Annotated in this window: 18 protein-coding genes; 4 read left to right on the forward strand and 14 right to left on the reverse strand. The window is 40.8% G+C overall.

Annotated elements, in window-relative coordinates:
• Nucleotides 1–77 precede the first annotated feature (77 nt).
• Complete coding sequence (gene spoVB, locus ACE1TH_RS08565) at nt 78–1,619, forward strand: stage V sporulation protein B (protein ID WP_255225042.1); 1,542 nt, start codon at nt 78–80, stop codon at nt 1,617–1,619.
• 45 nt (nt 1,620–1,664) lie between these two features.
• Here the strand turns inward: spoVB and ACE1TH_RS08570 are convergent, their stop codons facing one another.
• Both ACE1TH_RS08570 and ACE1TH_RS08575 read right to left on the reverse strand, forming a co-directional pair.
• A complete protein-coding gene (locus ACE1TH_RS08570; protein ID WP_375078804.1) occupies nt 1,665–1,889 on the reverse strand; it encodes a hypothetical protein in 225 nt (74 codons plus the stop codon).
• Between the two features lie 109 nt (nt 1,890–1,998).
• Nucleotides 1,999–2,346: a YetF domain-containing protein gene (locus tag ACE1TH_RS08575; RefSeq protein ID WP_099300312.1), complete on the reverse strand. Its 348-nt coding sequence runs from the start codon at nt 2,344–2,346 to the stop codon at nt 1,999–2,001.
• Between the two features lie 121 nt (nt 2,347–2,467).
• Here ACE1TH_RS08575 and ACE1TH_RS08580 point away from each other — a divergent pair, with 121 nt between their 5' ends.
• A complete protein-coding gene (locus tag ACE1TH_RS08580; protein WP_375078728.1) occupies nt 2,468–2,842 on the forward strand; it encodes a TIGR04086 family membrane protein in 375 nt (124 codons plus the stop codon).
• Nucleotides 2,843–2,882: 40 nt separating this feature from the next.
• On the opposite strand, the gene yajC is transcribed toward ACE1TH_RS08580, so the two are convergent.
• The 7 genes from yajC to ACE1TH_RS08615 all read right to left on the reverse strand — a co-directional run bounded on the left by yajC (nt 2,883) and on the right by ACE1TH_RS08615 (nt 8,006).
• Nucleotides 2,883–3,158, reverse strand: a complete 276-nt coding sequence (gene yajC, locus ACE1TH_RS08585) for a preprotein translocase subunit YajC (RefSeq protein ID WP_099300310.1) — start codon at nt 3,156–3,158, stop codon at nt 2,883–2,885.
• A 37-nt stretch (nt 3,159–3,195) separates the two neighbouring features.
• Entirely contained in the window at nt 3,196–4,341 is a 1,146-nt protein-coding gene (gene tgt, locus ACE1TH_RS08590; protein WP_099302072.1) for a tRNA guanosine(34) transglycosylase Tgt, read from the reverse strand.
• A 21-nt stretch (nt 4,342–4,362) separates the two neighbouring features.
• The gene (gene queA / locus ACE1TH_RS08595; protein WP_375078729.1) at nt 4,363–5,397 is read right to left on the reverse strand and encodes a tRNA preQ1(34) S-adenosylmethionine ribosyltransferase-isomerase QueA; all 1,035 of its coding nucleotides are present in this window, start codon (nt 5,395–5,397) and stop codon (nt 4,363–4,365) included.
• A gap of 82 nt (nt 5,398–5,479) precedes the next feature.
• Nucleotides 5,480–5,683, reverse strand: a complete 204-nt coding sequence (locus tag ACE1TH_RS08600) for a DUF2905 domain-containing protein (RefSeq protein ID WP_099300308.1) — start codon at nt 5,681–5,683, stop codon at nt 5,480–5,482.
• Nucleotides 5,676–6,677, reverse strand: a complete 1,002-nt coding sequence (gene ruvB / locus ACE1TH_RS08605) for a Holliday junction branch migration DNA helicase RuvB (protein WP_099300307.1) — start codon at nt 6,675–6,677, stop codon at nt 5,676–5,678. The genes ACE1TH_RS08600 and ruvB overlap by 8 nt, the downstream gene beginning before the upstream one ends.
• A gap of 15 nt (nt 6,678–6,692) precedes the next feature.
• The gene (gene ruvA / locus ACE1TH_RS08610; RefSeq protein ID WP_375078730.1) at nt 6,693–7,292 is read right to left on the reverse strand and encodes a Holliday junction branch migration protein RuvA; all 600 of its coding nucleotides are present in this window, start codon (nt 7,290–7,292) and stop codon (nt 6,693–6,695) included.
• Nucleotides 7,293–7,484: 192 nt separating this feature from the next.
• Nucleotides 7,485–8,006, reverse strand: a complete 522-nt coding sequence (locus ACE1TH_RS08615; RefSeq protein ID WP_375078731.1) for a BofC C-terminal domain-containing protein — start codon at nt 8,004–8,006, stop codon at nt 7,485–7,487.
• Between the two features lie 153 nt (nt 8,007–8,159).
• On the opposite strand from ACE1TH_RS08615, the gene ACE1TH_RS08620 reads away from it, so the two are divergent.
• Nucleotides 8,160–8,531, forward strand: a complete 372-nt coding sequence (locus tag ACE1TH_RS08620; protein WP_375078732.1) for a cupredoxin domain-containing protein — start codon at nt 8,160–8,162, stop codon at nt 8,529–8,531.
• Nucleotides 8,532–8,561: 30 nt separating this feature from the next.
• Here the strand turns inward: ACE1TH_RS08620 and ACE1TH_RS08625 are convergent, their stop codons facing one another.
• From ACE1TH_RS08625 to nadB, 5 genes are all read right to left on the reverse strand, one after another.
• Nucleotides 8,562–9,347, reverse strand: coding sequence for a YhcN/YlaJ family sporulation lipoprotein (locus ACE1TH_RS08625; RefSeq protein ID WP_099300303.1), 786 nt, complete (start codon nt 9,345–9,347; stop codon nt 8,562–8,564).
• A 73-nt stretch (nt 9,348–9,420) separates the two neighbouring features.
• Nucleotides 9,421–10,809: a LysM peptidoglycan-binding domain-containing protein gene (locus ACE1TH_RS08630; protein ID WP_375078733.1), complete on the reverse strand. Its 1,389-nt coding sequence runs from the start codon at nt 10,807–10,809 to the stop codon at nt 9,421–9,423.
• Nucleotides 10,810–10,927: 118 nt separating this feature from the next.
• Nucleotides 10,928–12,025 (reverse strand): quinolinate synthase NadA, encoded by a 1,098-nt coding sequence (gene nadA / locus ACE1TH_RS08635; protein WP_375078734.1) that lies wholly within the window; start codon nt 12,023–12,025, stop codon nt 10,928–10,930.
• A 62-nt stretch (nt 12,026–12,087) separates the two neighbouring features.
• Complete coding sequence (nadC, locus tag ACE1TH_RS08640; RefSeq protein ID WP_375078735.1) at nt 12,088–12,921, reverse strand: carboxylating nicotinate-nucleotide diphosphorylase; 834 nt, start codon at nt 12,919–12,921, stop codon at nt 12,088–12,090.
• Between the two features lies 1 nt (nt 12,922).
• The gene (gene nadB / locus ACE1TH_RS08645; RefSeq protein ID WP_375078736.1) at nt 12,923–14,416 is read right to left on the reverse strand and encodes an L-aspartate oxidase; all 1,494 of its coding nucleotides are present in this window, start codon (nt 14,414–14,416) and stop codon (nt 12,923–12,925) included.
• A 94-nt stretch (nt 14,417–14,510) separates the two neighbouring features.
• On the opposite strand from nadB, the gene ACE1TH_RS08650 reads away from it, so the two are divergent.
• Nucleotides 14,511–15,623, forward strand: a complete 1,113-nt coding sequence (locus ACE1TH_RS08650) for a cysteine desulfurase family protein (RefSeq protein ID WP_375078737.1) — start codon at nt 14,511–14,513, stop codon at nt 15,621–15,623.
• The last annotated feature ends 1 nt before the right edge of the window (nt 15,624 follow it).

Below are 15,624 nucleotides of genomic sequence, written 5' to 3' on the forward strand. Positions count from 1 at the left end.
TTCTATAAGCTTGTCATGTCCTGTCCTTCTCTGCATAGAAATAACAGTAGGAGACGTATAAAAAAGGCAGGAACGCTATGACTAAACAATCATTTCTAAAAGGAACCATTATTTTAATTGTGGCTGGATTTTTCACAAAATTGCTTGGTTTTGTAAATCGAATCGTCATGGCACGGATTCTTGGTCCTGAAGGGGTTGGCCTTTATATGATGGCGATCCCAACCATGTTGCTTCTGTTAACATTAACACAAATGGGCCTACCTGTTGCGATTGCAAAACTAGTAGCCGAAGCAGAAGCACGAAATGAATCTTACCGAATAAAAAAGATTCTCGCTGTTTCGCTCGCAATGACCGCAGTTCTCTCGGTTATCTTCACGGTCTCTCTAGTGCTACTAGCACCTATAATCGCCACAACATTACTAACAGATACACGAGCCATTTATGCACTTTATGCGGTTATCCCAATCGTACCGATTATTGCGGTTTCTTCCGTTTTACGCGGCTATTTTCAAGGGTTGCAAAACATGAAACCAACTGCCTACGGTCAAGTAATCGAGCAAATTGTTCGCATCACCTTAGTTGCCGTTTTAAGCCTTGCTTTCTTACCTCTAGGCATTGAATATGCAGCTGCCGGTGCAATGCTGTCTGCGATTTGTGGTGAATTGGCTTCCTTACTTTATTTAGTTTTTTTGTTTAAATCAAAAAAATCATTCCGCTTTCGTAAAAACTTTTTTTCAACGATTAAAGGAGAAAAGAAGACCTTTTCAGATTTACTTACCATTGCGTTACCAACAACAGGTAGTCGCTTAATTGGCACAACCGCTTTGTTCTTTGAACCGATAGTTGTTGCACAAAGTCTTGCTCTTGCTGGCACGGCTACGGTAATTGCCACCCAGCAATACGGTCTCTTGGTTGGCTATGTTGTGCCTTTACTAACGTTACCAACCTTTATTACGTACTCTTTATCCGTCTCCTTGCTTCCAAATCTAAGTGAAGCAGTGGCTCAGCAAAAACACACACTCGTTCACCATAGGCTTGAACAAGCGATTCGCATTAGCCTCTTATCAGGGGGAATCTGTGTTGTTGTTCTTTATGTATTCGCGAGCGAATTAATGACGATTATGTACCATGCACCAGAAGCAGCTGCTATGCTTAAAATTATGGCACCTTTTGCGCTATTTTTGTATTTACAAGGCCCGTTACAAGCCGCATTACAAGCGTTGAATTATGCCCGAGTTTCTATGATGAATAGTTTAATTGGGGCGATTATCAAAACGGGGGCGATTTTTGCTCTCGCTTCCAATCCTAGCTTCGGTATTATTGGAGCCGCGCTTGCGATTGTGGTTGGTTTTGTACTTGTCACAATGCTTCATTTTGCCTCAATTGCCAAAACAACTGGTTTCTTTTTTCATATACGTCCTATATTTAAACTCTTTTTGCTCATCGTTCTTACGTGTTTGTCAGCTCAATTTTTTAATGATTCCCTCTTCCACTCATTATCGTACACCATTCGCACCGGTTTAAACATTTCTTTATCCGCTTGTGTGTACATTGCTGGCATGTTCGCTTTGCGTTTGTTCACAAAAGAAGAGCTACGCTTATTCATGCGAAAAAAATAAAGAGGTTGCTCAACAGCAACCTCTTCTTATTTACGAACTTGCATTTTACCAGAAAAATAATCCAGCTAATGCAATCCCGGCAATAGCACCAAGAGCGATTGGATATCCAATTCCATATCCCCAGCCATAGCCAAATCCGTAGCCAAATCCTCTATTTCCTAAAGGTTGAATAAAAACGTTGTTTTGATCGACTTTCGTAATTCTGCCGTAGTGACGTTTGCCGCAGCGCTCAGTAATATACACACATTTACCCATGTGATCTTGACACATTCTGTAGTTGTCGTTCAACGGTAACCCTCCTCCCATAGTTATACACCATATCCTATGTAAATAAAGAGGAGCCCGTCTCGTCACTTACCCTCATCCATACACCCAATCTTTAATAAGGGTCAATAAAGAAACGATCTTTTGCTTTAATCGAGCAGTAAGAGATTTGTTTAATATCTTTAAAGCCAAATGAACGCATACGCTGTCGCAACCATAACTCTGTCTTTTCAAGTTGAATTAAACCTTTATCGTAAATTTCACCGTCTACGATCAGTGGGATCGCGACTCTTTGTTTAAACTCCTCGCACTTTTCATGTTTAGAAAGAGCGTCCGGATAAAGGATTCGTCGATTTATCTGCTCGACCACTGTCAATTGTTGAATGATCTCTTTACGACGAGATACACACCTTTTAAAAAAACGACTAACTTTCGTAATCACCCTACACACATAAGCAGTCACACCAATCCCTCCCGTCTTTTTGCTACTATGCCCTGCTAAGAAAGTTTTATCCTTGAGAGCATGTTCTCCTTGTACAAACATATATTTAAAATAAGATCAACAAATTAAGGAAGGTGATGAAATGGCTCATCGTTTTTTTCCAGCCGTTTTTATTGGCTTAAGCTTCGCATTGGGGATTGCGTTAGTAGCAGCGGCCATTATTGCAACGCTTCTTTCCATGACCACGCTTACCGAGCAATCCATTGGCTGGGTCATGATTGCGATTGCATTTTTGGCGCTTTTCATTGGAGGCTTTGTTGCTGGAGGTAAAGCAAAAACAAAAGGCTGGCTAGCAGGTTGTTTATGCGCTGCGATGTTTTGCTTACTCGCTTCCGCTATTAGTTATTTAGGCTATAACGAAGCGTTAACACTTAAGCAAGTAATCCTTTTTGCTTCTTATGGAGGTATTGCAGCATTAGGTGGCGTAATCGGAGTAAACTTATCGAGCGAGACATAAAAAAAGCAAGGAGGGTTACATCGCCTCCTTGCTTTTCCTATTAATCTGATTGAACAACTTCACGAATCGCAGAACGATCGTAAGTTAGTTTACGGTTGTCATTTACTAAAAGTACGACAACAGTTTCATCAATTGAGTCAATTACCCCGTGCAAACCACCGATTGTGATGATTTTATCTCCACGTTGTAAAGCGGCATGCATTTCACGAATTTTCTTCTGTTGCTTTTGCTGTGGACGAATAAGCAAGAAGTAAAATAATACGATAATCCCGATAAACGGTAGCATCGTTAGCAATAAACTAGCGCCTTCATTCATTTAGAACTCCTCCTTCCTTGATAAAGAAAACGATTCATTAAAAGTTCTTAGCATTTTCTTTATTAAATCCATAGCTCTCAAAAAATTCATCACGAAAATCTTGAAGGCGATCTTCCATAATAGCTTGTCTCACTTTTTTCATAAGCTGTAGCAAGAAATAAAGATTGTGATACGTGGTGAGTCGGAAACCAAATGTCTCTTCACATTTTATCAAGTGCCTAATATATGCGCGACTATAGGTGCGACAAACATGGCAATCACAATTCTCATCAAGCGGTCGAAAATCTCGAGCAAACTTTGCGTTACGGACGACTAATCTTCCTTCACTTGTCATACAAGTACCATTTCGTGCAATACGGGTAGGCAAGACACAATCAAACATGTCAATTCCTCTTATAACCCCGTCAATTAGTGAATCAGGTGATCCAACCCCCATTAAATACCGTGGTTTATCTTCAGGCATTAGGGGTGTTGTAAATTCCAGCACACGATTCATGACGTCTTTCGGCTCTCCGACAGACAATCCACCTACAGCATAACCGGGGAAATCCAGTGATGTCAAATCTTTCGCGCTCTGTTTACGAAGTTCTTCATATTCGCCACCTTGAATGATCCCAAACAATCCTTGAAGCGAAGATTTTCCAGAATTATGATGTTCCGTTAAACAACGTTCCGCCCAGCGACTTGTCCGTTCTACCGACTGCCTCATATAGCTATAATCCGCTGGATACGGCGGACATTCATCAAACGCCATCATAATATCTGAACCGAGAGCATGTTGAATTTGCATCGCTTTCTCAGGTGACAAAAAGAGCTTTTCACCACTTAAATGGTTGCGAAAATGAACCCCTTCTTCTTCAATTTTACGCAAATCACTTAAACTAAATACCTGAAATCCACCAGAATCCGTTAAAATTGGCTTATCCCAGTTCATAAACTGGTGCAAACCACCAGCTTCTTGGATAATATCTTCTCCAGGTCGTAGCCATAAATGATACGTGTTGCTCAAAATAATCTGCGCATCCATTGCTTTAAGATCTTCAGGACTCATGGTTTTTACTGTAGCCATCGTTCCTACAGGCATGAACATTGGCGTTTCAAATGTTCCATGCGGTGTATGCACCCTTCCTAACCTAGCTCCGGTTTGCTTACATGTTTTAATGTGTTCATACGTAATCGGCACTGTCAATTTCTAGATTCTCCTTTATTTATGAGGGCGAACAAACATTGCGTCCCCAAAGCTAAAAAACCGATAATGGTTCTTTACAGCGTGCGAGTATGCATGTAGTAAGAACTCTCTGCCTGTCATTGCGCTAACAAGCATGACGAGCGTCGACTTCGGCAAGTGAAAATTCGTCAGCAGTCCATCAATCCCTTTAAACGTGTAGCCGGGATAAATAAAAATCGACGTCCAACCAGTTTCAGCAATGAATTCACCATTCTTTTCCACAATCGTTTCGAGCGTCCGCGCTGACGTCGTTCCTACAGCTATAATGTTGTTCCCATTTGTTTTTGTTTGTTGCAAAATCGTCGCCGCTTCTTCCGACAGCTCATAATATTCCGCATGCATCTTATGATCCAATACATCATCTGCACTTACTGGGCGAAATGTTCCTAATCCAACATGCAAGGTTAAATAAACAATCGAAACCCCTTTAGCTTTGATTGCATCAAGTAACTCCGTTGTAAAGTGAAGCCCTGCAGTCGGTGCAGCAGCTGACCCGAGTTGCTTTGCGTAGACCGTTTGATAACGATCGCGATCTTCCAATCTTTCCTTTATATACGGTGGGAGAGGCATCGATCCTAATTGATCCAGCAGTTCATAGAACACTCCCTCATATGAGAATTCAACAATTCTACCACCGTCTGCTTTTTCTTCAATACACATTGCTTTTAACTGTCCGTCCCCAAAAGTAACGACGGTGCCCACTTTCACTCTTTTCGCGGGTTTTACAAGCGTTTCCCAGCAATCACCAACCGTTTGCTTTAATAGCAGAAACTCAATTACGGCTCCGGTTTCTTGTTTTTCCCCGATTAATCGAGCAGGTAATACCTTTGTATCATTCAGCACCAAACAATCACCAGCAGAAAACTCATTTACGATATCCGCAAAAGTTTGATCGAACAGACGATCATGATCACGATCAAGCACGAGAAGCCTTGATTGACTTCGTGATTCTAGTGGTGTCTGCGCAATAAGCTCTTCAGGTAAATAAAAATCAAATTCGTTTACGTTCAACCCAATCACCTTTTTATTTGTACTCTAACTTTAGTCAAAACTTCTACTAGCATACCGTTGTATGCGTAAAACTGCAACCTTCTTATCTTCGAATCAATGAAAGAATAAGAGAAAGCACAATACTTATTATGATGCATGTCACAATCGGGAAGTAAATGGTCATATTTCCGTTTTTAAAAAGGAAGTCCCCTGGCAATCGTCCAAGCGGTATAAAGCGTCCTGCGACTTCCCAGATTAGCCCAATAACTAAGATAATGCCGCCAACGATCATAAGCGTTCTACCCATCACTCGGCTCCAATCCAAAGTGTGTATAGCTACTTGGTGTCGCAATTCGTCCCCGAGGGGTCCGCTGAATAAATCCAATTTGCAACAAATATGGCTCGTACACTTCTTCGAGCGTGTCAGCTTCTTCACCAATGGAAGCGGCAATCGTTTCGATCCCTACAGGACCACCATTAAAGCGATGGATAATCCCTTTTATTAATTTTTCATCAATATGATCGAGTCCGAGCGGATCAACCTGCAAACGCTCTAGTGCGTGTTGCGCAATATCTAAAGAAATGTTGTCTAATCCTTCTACTTGAGCAAAATCTCTTACTCGCTTTAATAGTCGATTGGCAATTCGAGGCGTGCCTCTTGATCTTCTTGCAATTTCAACTTCAGCCTCTTGCGTTAATTCAACATCAAATACAGTGGCAGACCGATTAATAATCTTTGCTAAATCGTCAGGCTTATAATAATCCAACCTCGAAAGAACACCAAAGCGATCCCGCAAAGGTGCGGAAATCATTCCTGCTTTTGTTGTTGCTCCCACTAATGTAAATGGCGGTAAATCGAGACGTACCGATCTCGCAGTTGGCCCTTTTCCTATAACAATATCAATACAAAAGTCTTCCATTGCAGGATACAAGATCTCTTCAATTACACGATTTAAGCGATGAATTTCATCGATAAATAACACGTCCCCTGGTTCCAAAGACGTAAGAATAGCCGCTAAGTCACCAGCTCTTTCAATAGCTGGTCCTGCCGTCGTTTTGATTTGTCCACCCATTTCATGAGCAATAATGGCAGCAAGCGTTGTTTTTCCAAGCCCAGGCGGTCCATATAAAAGAACATGGTCTAGCGCTTCTTGCCTTAACTTTGCTGCTTTCATAAAGATAGATAGATTGTCTTTCACTTCATCTTGACCAATATACTCTTCTAAAAGAGCTGGCCGAAGCTGTTGCTCTGTTTGTTCTTCTAACTCTGTTGTTTCCGCCGAAACGACTCGCTCATCCATACCCGTTCCCCCAATCTATGTACGAAGCATTAATGCAAGCGCGCGTTTAATGTATTCATCTGTCTCGAGGTCTTCTTCCACAAGCTTTTTCTTCACTTTATTTAGCTCTTTATCCACATAACCAAGTGCTTTTAACGCTTCCAAGGCATCAGCCAGATTGTCGGATTCCTGTTTGACTGCTTTGACATCAACTTCGAACAACGATGTAGACGTAAAATCATCTAACTTTCCTTTTAAGTCTAGAATAATTTGGCGTGCAGTCTTCTTCCCAATTCCAGGAAAACGCGTTAACAGCGCCTCGTCCTCTCGTTCAATTGCCTCAACAATTTGATCGGTTTGACCAGCTGCTAAAACCGCTAACGCCCCTTTTGGCCCAATTCCAGATACACTTAACAATTTTTCAAATAGACTACGCTCTTTTTTATCTTTGAATCCATACAATCGTTCAAAATCTTCACGAACATAATGATGTGTGACAACTTTAATTGTCTGGTCTTTTTCAACTGAAAAACGGTATGGATTTGCACACAGTAATTGATAGCCAATTCCATTTGTTTCTACGACTAAATGTGAAGGTTCAATTTCTACCAACACACCTTTAACATAATCAATCATTTATTCTCCTCCAAAAAAACCGAACATTTATTTCTATAGTAGCACACTCATTTTAAGACATAAAGACGGATATCCCGCAACATTCATTGAACGCCATGTCAATCTTGAACTAAACGTGAGGGAGTGGAAAAAAGCTTATCGTTAAGTCGATAAGCTTTACTACTAAATCTTTATTCCTAATAACGAGTCTGGCTACGAACCAATAACAGCTTGCAGTGCTTCTACAGACGACACTTTCAATCCAGTCGTTAAAGCGGCTCTTTCTGACTCCGTTAATTCATACGTACCCATTTGATTATAGGTTTGCACAATTTCTTTCGCTTCCGGTTGACCTGTATATAAGATTAGCTCATTCTCTTCTGAAATACCTAAGTACCCATTTTGCTTAACTTCAGGAGACAAATCTACAATTTCTTGCTTAAAATGAACAAATCCTTTTTTCTGATCAACCATTTGCCAATCACCATATTCATACCAAAAGTCACTCATTGAATCAACGGTTTCTTTCTTTATTACTTCACGGCTAACACCATCAGCAAAAACCGTCTCGAGTAAAAGTTCAACCTCGTTCTCGATTTGTTCTGATGCCACATTCGGTGGCTGTTGCACAGGTTTACTCTCATTCCAAATAATAAATGTACTATAAAACAAAATGACTGAAAAAGCTCCTAGCGTAAAGGGAATCCAGTGCTTGGTAATGATGTGTTTATACATATGTGTTGTGCTCCTATCTTTTCCTGATGCCATCCATTCTTACCATTCTTCTTTATTTCTATTCGAAGAAAACGACACAAGGTTTTCATATTTCTACCAGAAACTAAGAAAAGAACCATGTAAAATGGAACTATAGAAACGAGGAGTGATAGGATGAAAAAAATCAGTTTGCACTTATTGACTTTATTATTCATTGTTGTACTTGCCGCATGTGGAAGTGACAACACAACAGAACCTGAAAATGAAAGCGCAACAACAGACGAAACATTGACGATCCAAGCGTTAAACTGGCGGTTTGACCAAGAGGAATATGTTGTACCTTCAGGAGAAACGACCATTGAATTAGTAAACGCAAGTGGGAATCACGGAATTATTATTCAGGAGGCAGATAGTGGAGAAGATGTCGTTTTAAATCGAGCTGGCACAACTGTCGCTTCCCTAGAGCCTGGTGAATATCAAATTATTTGTTCCATTCCATGCGGAAGCGGTCATACAGAAATGGTCGCTTCATTAGTTGTAACCTAAAAAAAAGAAGGCAGCTGCCTTCTTCTTTTTTTAACGGCTTTTCTCAAATGGACGTTTTGCCGCGTGACCTAAATCTTTCATCATTGCCGCAAACGTACTTTCCACTTCCTTAAAAGCGGAACCTGTACGTAATTGATCATCCATTTTAGACATAGATTCATGCATGTCATGATCGGCAGTAATGGTTACATGTTTCCCTTTTCCCATCACCTTTTGAACATGACGATTCATTTTACTTTCAACGTCATGAGGTTTCCCATCCGCTTGGTACCCAATAACAACATCGTTATCTTTTACCATAACACGTGGCTCTTTCACACCATCAATTTTTTCAAGCTCAGTCGTCAACATCCCAACGTGCTTTCCATCATAATCTTTATGATAATGAGCTTTTGTTGATTTCGTTTGCATGGATGATTGCTTTGAAGAATGTTTGAATTGCATTCCTCTTCCACTCATCGTGTCGTTCGTACGATTAAGCATACCGTTTTCGTCTACCATCCCAGGTCGTCCGTTCCCAGTCATGCCACGTCCGTGAGACATTTTGCGGTTTTGATTGTAATGCGCTTTCGGATTATTCATGCGATCGTTCTTTTGCGAGAATCGATTGTTTTGATAATATTCTTTACCACCAACACCATTTCCATAATAAGGATAGTTGGCTGTATAATCATCGCCATTGTTATCATAACCCATTTGCGCTTCGCTTCCACGGTACATATTCCCATGTGTCTGAGATTGATCTGCACCATTACAAGCTGTTAATCCAGTGGCAACAATGGTTGCACATAAAAAAGAAGTTACGGTTTTTCTCATATTTAAAATCCCCCTTCTAGTGATAGTGTCCACTAAAAGAGGGATTCTAATCTGTTAGTTGTTGGATGGTAAATTAGCTTTCTTGATCGTCTGTTTCATCATAATTATTGAGTTGTTCTTTTGGCTCATAAGGTGCATATGAAGAAGGCGATGCATGCATCGTCTCCCACTGTGGCGCTTGATTGTGCGGGACTGCTTGTCGGTATCCATTATGATTTTCGTATTGAGGTTGAGGCTGGTACTGTTGCTCCATTTGCGGATAAAACCAACTTGTATTCGCTGTATTCCATTGTCCATCTTTCTTTACAAATGTTGGTTGTTCTTGTTCATTATTCATTCCTTGCATTGGTGCGTGATGATTTCCGTTCATTCCGCCCATTCCTTGCATCGGTGCGTGATGATTTCCGTTCATTCCGCCCATTCCTTGCATGGGCGCATGATGATTTCCATTCATTCCGCCCATTCCTTGCATCGGCGCGTGATGATTTCCATTCATTCCACCCATTCCTTGCATTGGCGCATGCTGGTTCCCGTTCATTCCGCCCATTCCTTGCATCGGCGCATGATGATTTCCATTCATTCCACCCATTCCTTGCATCGGGGCGTGATGATTTCCATTCATTCCACCCATTCCTTGCATCGGCGCATGATGATTTCCATTCATTCCACCCATTCCTTGCATCGGGGCGTGATGATTTCCATTCATTCCACCCATTCCTTGCATTGGCGCATGCTGATTTCCGTTCATTCCGCCCATTCCTTGCATCGGCGCATGATGATTTCCATTCATTCCACCCATTCCTTGCATCGGCATGTGCTGATTGCCATTCATCCCTTGCATCGGTGCGTGATGATTGCCATTCATTCCGCCCATTCCTTGCATTGGTGCGTGATGGTTTCCATTCATTCCGCCCATTTCTTGCATCGGTGCGTGATGGTTTCCATTCATGCTCTCTGTTTGGGGAGCATAAGTATTTTGCATTGAACCTTGAGAAGAGTTCCATTGATTCATCATATGCTCTACGTTATTATTTTGAGGCTGTGTGGACGGATTGCTCTGGTTTTGTGTCGGCATATACTGACTGGATTGATTTCCACATGAAGAACATGGAGGCTTTGGCGGAAGTGGTTTCGGTTCTGATTGGTATTTTTTCTCCGTTTTTGGTGGCGCCTCTAGTGTTTTTGGTACATCAAACGTTTGGATTTCACTCGCGTTTGTTTTAGGATTTTTTAAAGGTTGAATTTTTTCTTTTTTGCTTGTTACAGGTTTTTCCTCTTTTTTCACTGTCTTTTCTTTACGGACAGCAACCGTTGGCGAAGGGATTTTCACTTTCATTCCAGGCATCAACATCTCGGGATTTGTGATCGTATGGTTTGCTTGCTTAATTTGCTTAGCTGATAAATCATATTTATCCGCTAATTTCCCTACAGTTTCTCCCTTTTGTACAATATGAATTCTCATCGGGTCATTCCCCCTGTTATAGGCATTCGTACACTATATGCGTACAATCTCCATAATGTTCTCTTAAAAAAATCATATGAACATGAAGGATCGCATATGCCGAAGAGGTTGTAATTTTTTATTTCACTGAAATTAACATTCGATCTAGCGCAATCATTGCATACTTGGAAATGTCAGGTGGTACACTAATTTGGAATTGATACGTTCCATTTTTTAAAGAATCAAGTGACCAGCAAAGGTGCTCTATATCAATTCGATTCATCGTTAAACAAGGACACATATAAGGATTTAATGACTTGATTGTCTTATCAGTATGCTTCATTGCCAAACGATTTACTAAATTCATTTCCGTTCCTACTGCCCATTTACTTCCTGATTCAGCTTTTTCAATGATCTGAATAATGTGATGGGTACTCCCTGCTTCATCAGCCGCTTGAACGACCTCATGGCTACACTCTGGATGAACGATTATATTGATTTGTGGATCTTTGTTTCGTAATTCTTGTATGTGGTTAACGGTAAATTTTTCATGAACGGAACAATGACCTTTCCAAAGAATGACTTGCACATTCTCTCTATTCGCTTCATCTGTAAACTCCAGTTCATTTTTTATTGGACACCAAACGGCCATCTCCGAAAGCGGAATTCCTAAGTCATATGCAGTATTTCGCCCTAAGTGTTGATCTGGCAAAAATAAAATCCGTTGCTTTTTAGTCAATGCCCATTGAACCATTTCTTTAGCATTTGAAGAAGTTAAACAAGCGCCCTCGTTTTCACCACAAAATGCTTTAATTTCTGCCGTAGAATTTACGTAGGTAAGAGGCACGATTGAATCTCCATACATATCCGTTAGTGTGTTCCAAGCCCTCTTCGTTTGTGAGAGCGTTGCCATATCCGCCATTGAACAGCCTGCTGCTAAATCTGGTAGTAACACTCGTTGCGTGGAATTTGTTAAAATGTCTGCCGTTTCTGCCATAAAATGGACCCCACAAAACACAATAAATTCTGCATTACTTTCGCCACATTTTTTTGCAAGCTGCAGTGAATCTCCTGTAAAATCAGCAAATTGAATCACATCTTCTCTCTGATAATGATGCCCTGGAATGAACAAACGTTCTCCGAAAAATGCTTTCGCAGCTTTGATTCTGTTTATTTTTTCTTCCATCGATAGAGCGCGATACTCATCGGGAAGAGAGACGGTTTTTGTTATCGCCACGTCTTTCATCCTTTCTCAAGTGAGTCACTTTTCCAATGACATACGTTTTTGTGTGATGACATTCATTTAAGTAACAAGCTTAAATCCAATGCTTTTACAGAATGTGTCAAAAACCCTAAAGAAATATAATGAACACCTGTACCAGCAAATGTATGGATATTGTTCAAATCAATATTCCCTGAAGCTTCCGTTATCGTTGTTTCAGGCACCAACTGCTGATAAAGTCTGACTTGATCAGCCGTAGCGTGGTCAAACATGATCACATCTACTCCAGACGCAACGGCCTCTTCTACTTCAGATTGATTTGTTGTTTCAACTTCAATTTTTGCCATTGGTCCTAGAATGCTTTTAACCCGCTGAACAGCTTCTTTAATCGATCCGCATGCAGCAATATGATTTTCTTTTAACATCACCCCGTCATCAAGTCCAAAACGATGGTTGTACCCCCCACCAGCTCGGCACGCAGCTTTATCAAACATTCTCAACCCTGGCAACGTTTTTCTAGTATCACAAATACGAATGCTTGAATCGTTTAAACATTCGTTTGCCCGATAAACAATTGAAGCAATTCCACACATTCGTTGTATGATATTTAATAACACGCGTTCCCCTTGAAGTATGGTTCTTGCATCACCTGTAAATTCTGCGATGACATCGCCCTTTTTAACGATTTCTCCCTCTTTCTTTTTACAACTCGTTTCAATCGACTCGTTTAACTGGTTATAAAAAAGATGAATCACTTCACTTCCAGAAAAAACACCATGATCTTTTGCAATCATCTGAGCTGTTACAATCGGTATAGAATTATCAAATATGGATTCTGCCGTTTTATCACCATAGCCAATATCTTCAACTAAAAAATCCCGAATTGATTGTTGTAGTTTAATAGAATTCACGTTAACCTCCCCGTTTGCAAACCGACATGATTCCACGTTGGAATGTAATAGCTTGATTTCTCCATTTTACTGATTCATTTGGAAAATCTTTTCTCCGATGTGTACCTCTTGACTCTTCTCTTTCTATCGCTGCATATGTGATGATACTTGCTAGTTCAAACATCGCTTTATCCTCTAGTGGAACACTTTGTAAAGTAGGGAACTGGCGATAAGACTCTAACCACGTCTTCATTTCAACTAAACTTTTTGCTGTTCGTTCAATGCCTACATGACTCATCATTCTTTGCTGTAGTTCTTGACGGGAAGGCAGCGCATGGGCTTGACTAGGTTGTTGTTCCAAGTCATATCCATGTTCCTTCTGTTCAACGTTAGACAAAATATCTGTTGCACACTTTTTCGCGAAATAAACAGCTTCAAGTAACGAATTACTCGCTAATCGATTCGATCCGTGAATGCCTGTGCAAGCAACCTCACCGATTGCGTATAATCGCTCAACAGCTGTTTTTCCATGTTTATCTACTTCAACCCCTCCACAAACAAAATGAGCTCCCGGCATTACAGGAAGAGGATCTTTCATTGGATCAAAGCCTTCCTCTTTACACGCTCGATCGATAAACGGAAATCGTTCGCTAAACGTTTTTAGTTTGCGTACGTCTAAGTAAATTTGTTCACCATTTCGTAACGCCTTATGAAGAACAGCTGCCACTACATCTCTTCCTTCTAAGTCCATCTTTGGATAATGACGCAAGACTCTCTCACCTTGGCTATTAATTAACTGTCCTCCCTCGCCTCGAACAGCTTCGCTTATTAATACAGCTCGTGCGCTTTTTAAGATAGTCGGATGGAATTGGATGTATTCCATATCTTTTAAAACAGCACCTGCGCAATAGGCTAAATACATTCCTTCTCCGGTTGCGGTAGGTGCATTTGAATTAAATGCGTACAGCTGCCCAATTCCACCAGTCGCTAAAACAACCGCATCTGCTGCCCATACTCCATAAGGAGTTTGCACCCCTGTTACCTCTTTCCCATTTACACTCAACGCTGTTACATTCGTATGTTCATAGACGTTGACACGATTCTTGACTTGATTCCAGAGAGCCGTCACGATCGCGTTACCTGTTTGATCATTATTTGCAAAAAGAATTCGGTGATGTTGATGGGCACCTTCTTGACCAAGTGCATATTCACCGTTTATTTTCTCAAATGCAACACCTGCATTTTCTAGTTCATGAATAAAATCTGCCGCTTCTTTTGTCACCATTTCAACAAGGGCCTCATCGTTAACGCCTTTCCCTGCTTGCATCGTATCCTCAAAATGGCTTCTTGGATAATCGTGAGAGGCCACGGCAGCGGCTATCCCCCCTTGCGCACGAGCGGAATTGCTATCTCTATAATTCGATTTTGTGAAAATAATCACATTACACTCGTCAGCAAGATGATGAGCTGCCATTAAACCAGCTATACCCGAACCTATAATAATGACTGTTTTCAAACCTTCCCTCCTTTCATGTAATTTACACTTGTCTTGTCACCTATATTTACATAGAATAAAAGAAAACACAACTACATTTTTTTAAGGAGCAGATATGCGTTATTTTGATTACAGTTCTACTTCACCTATGTCAGAAGAAGCACTTATAGCCTATACAACGTGTGCAAAAGAGTACTATGCAAACCCTCTTAGCGTACATAGACTAGGGGTTCAAGCTGATTGGCATTTAAACGATTACCGACATCGTATAGCGTCACAACTGGGTGTAAAAGATGATGAAATTTTTTTTACTGGATCTGGCTCAGAAGCAAACTTTCTAGCAATCGTTTCACTAGCAAATGCTCTTTCTCATAAAGGCACTCACTTATTAACGATTAAAACAGAGCATCCGTCCATTTTGTCCACTTATCAATATTTGAAATCGCAAGGGTTTGAAGTTGATTATGTTGATGTTGACCAACAAGGCTGCGTTTGCCTAACGTCTTTGTTGTCTCAAATTAGAAAAGACACGATAATTTGTTCCATCGGCATGGCTTCCAGTGAAATTGGCACTTTGCAAAACATCGACATTCTTAGTGAGATTTTACATCGACATGGTATACTATTTCATAGCGACTGTGTACAAGCACTAGGAAAAATCCCAATCGATTTAACACAAGTTGACGCAGCTAGTTTTTCTGCCCACAAACTTTATGCACCAAAAGGATTAGGGATTATGTATGTTTCTGGGGAGCATCATTTTAAACCCTTCTTATCTCATGTTCGTCATGAATATGGCATGCGTCCTGGCACCGTTGATACCCCTGCCGTTGCTGCTTTTACCGTCGCTTTAGAGCATGCGATGATCGTCCAAGGGAAATTGATGAATCGACATCAACGCTTTCAGACTCAGCTTCTATCTGAACTGACTGACCGTGTTACTCTTGTAGGATGTGGTGTTCAAGAGCGCTTACCGTTTCACTTAGGATTGTTTATCAATGGCTGGAGTGGTCAGCAATTTATGCTAGAGTGTGATCGAATTGGCGCATGCATTGCAGTCGGTTCTGCTTGTCGAGCTGGACAATCTGGACCGCCCGAATCTTTACGCGCACTAGGGTATTCAAAAGACTTCGCCGAACAATATGTAAGGGTTACTTTTGGTGAGCCCACAACAGAAGAAGACATTTCTTTTTTAATCAATACATTTAAGACTCTCTTAATAAGGTGAT

Source organism: Shouchella sp. JSM 1781072, from assembly GCF_041949915.1.
In the GTDB taxonomy this organism is placed as follows: domain Bacteria; phylum Bacillota; class Bacilli; order Bacillales; family Bacillaceae_D; genus Shouchella.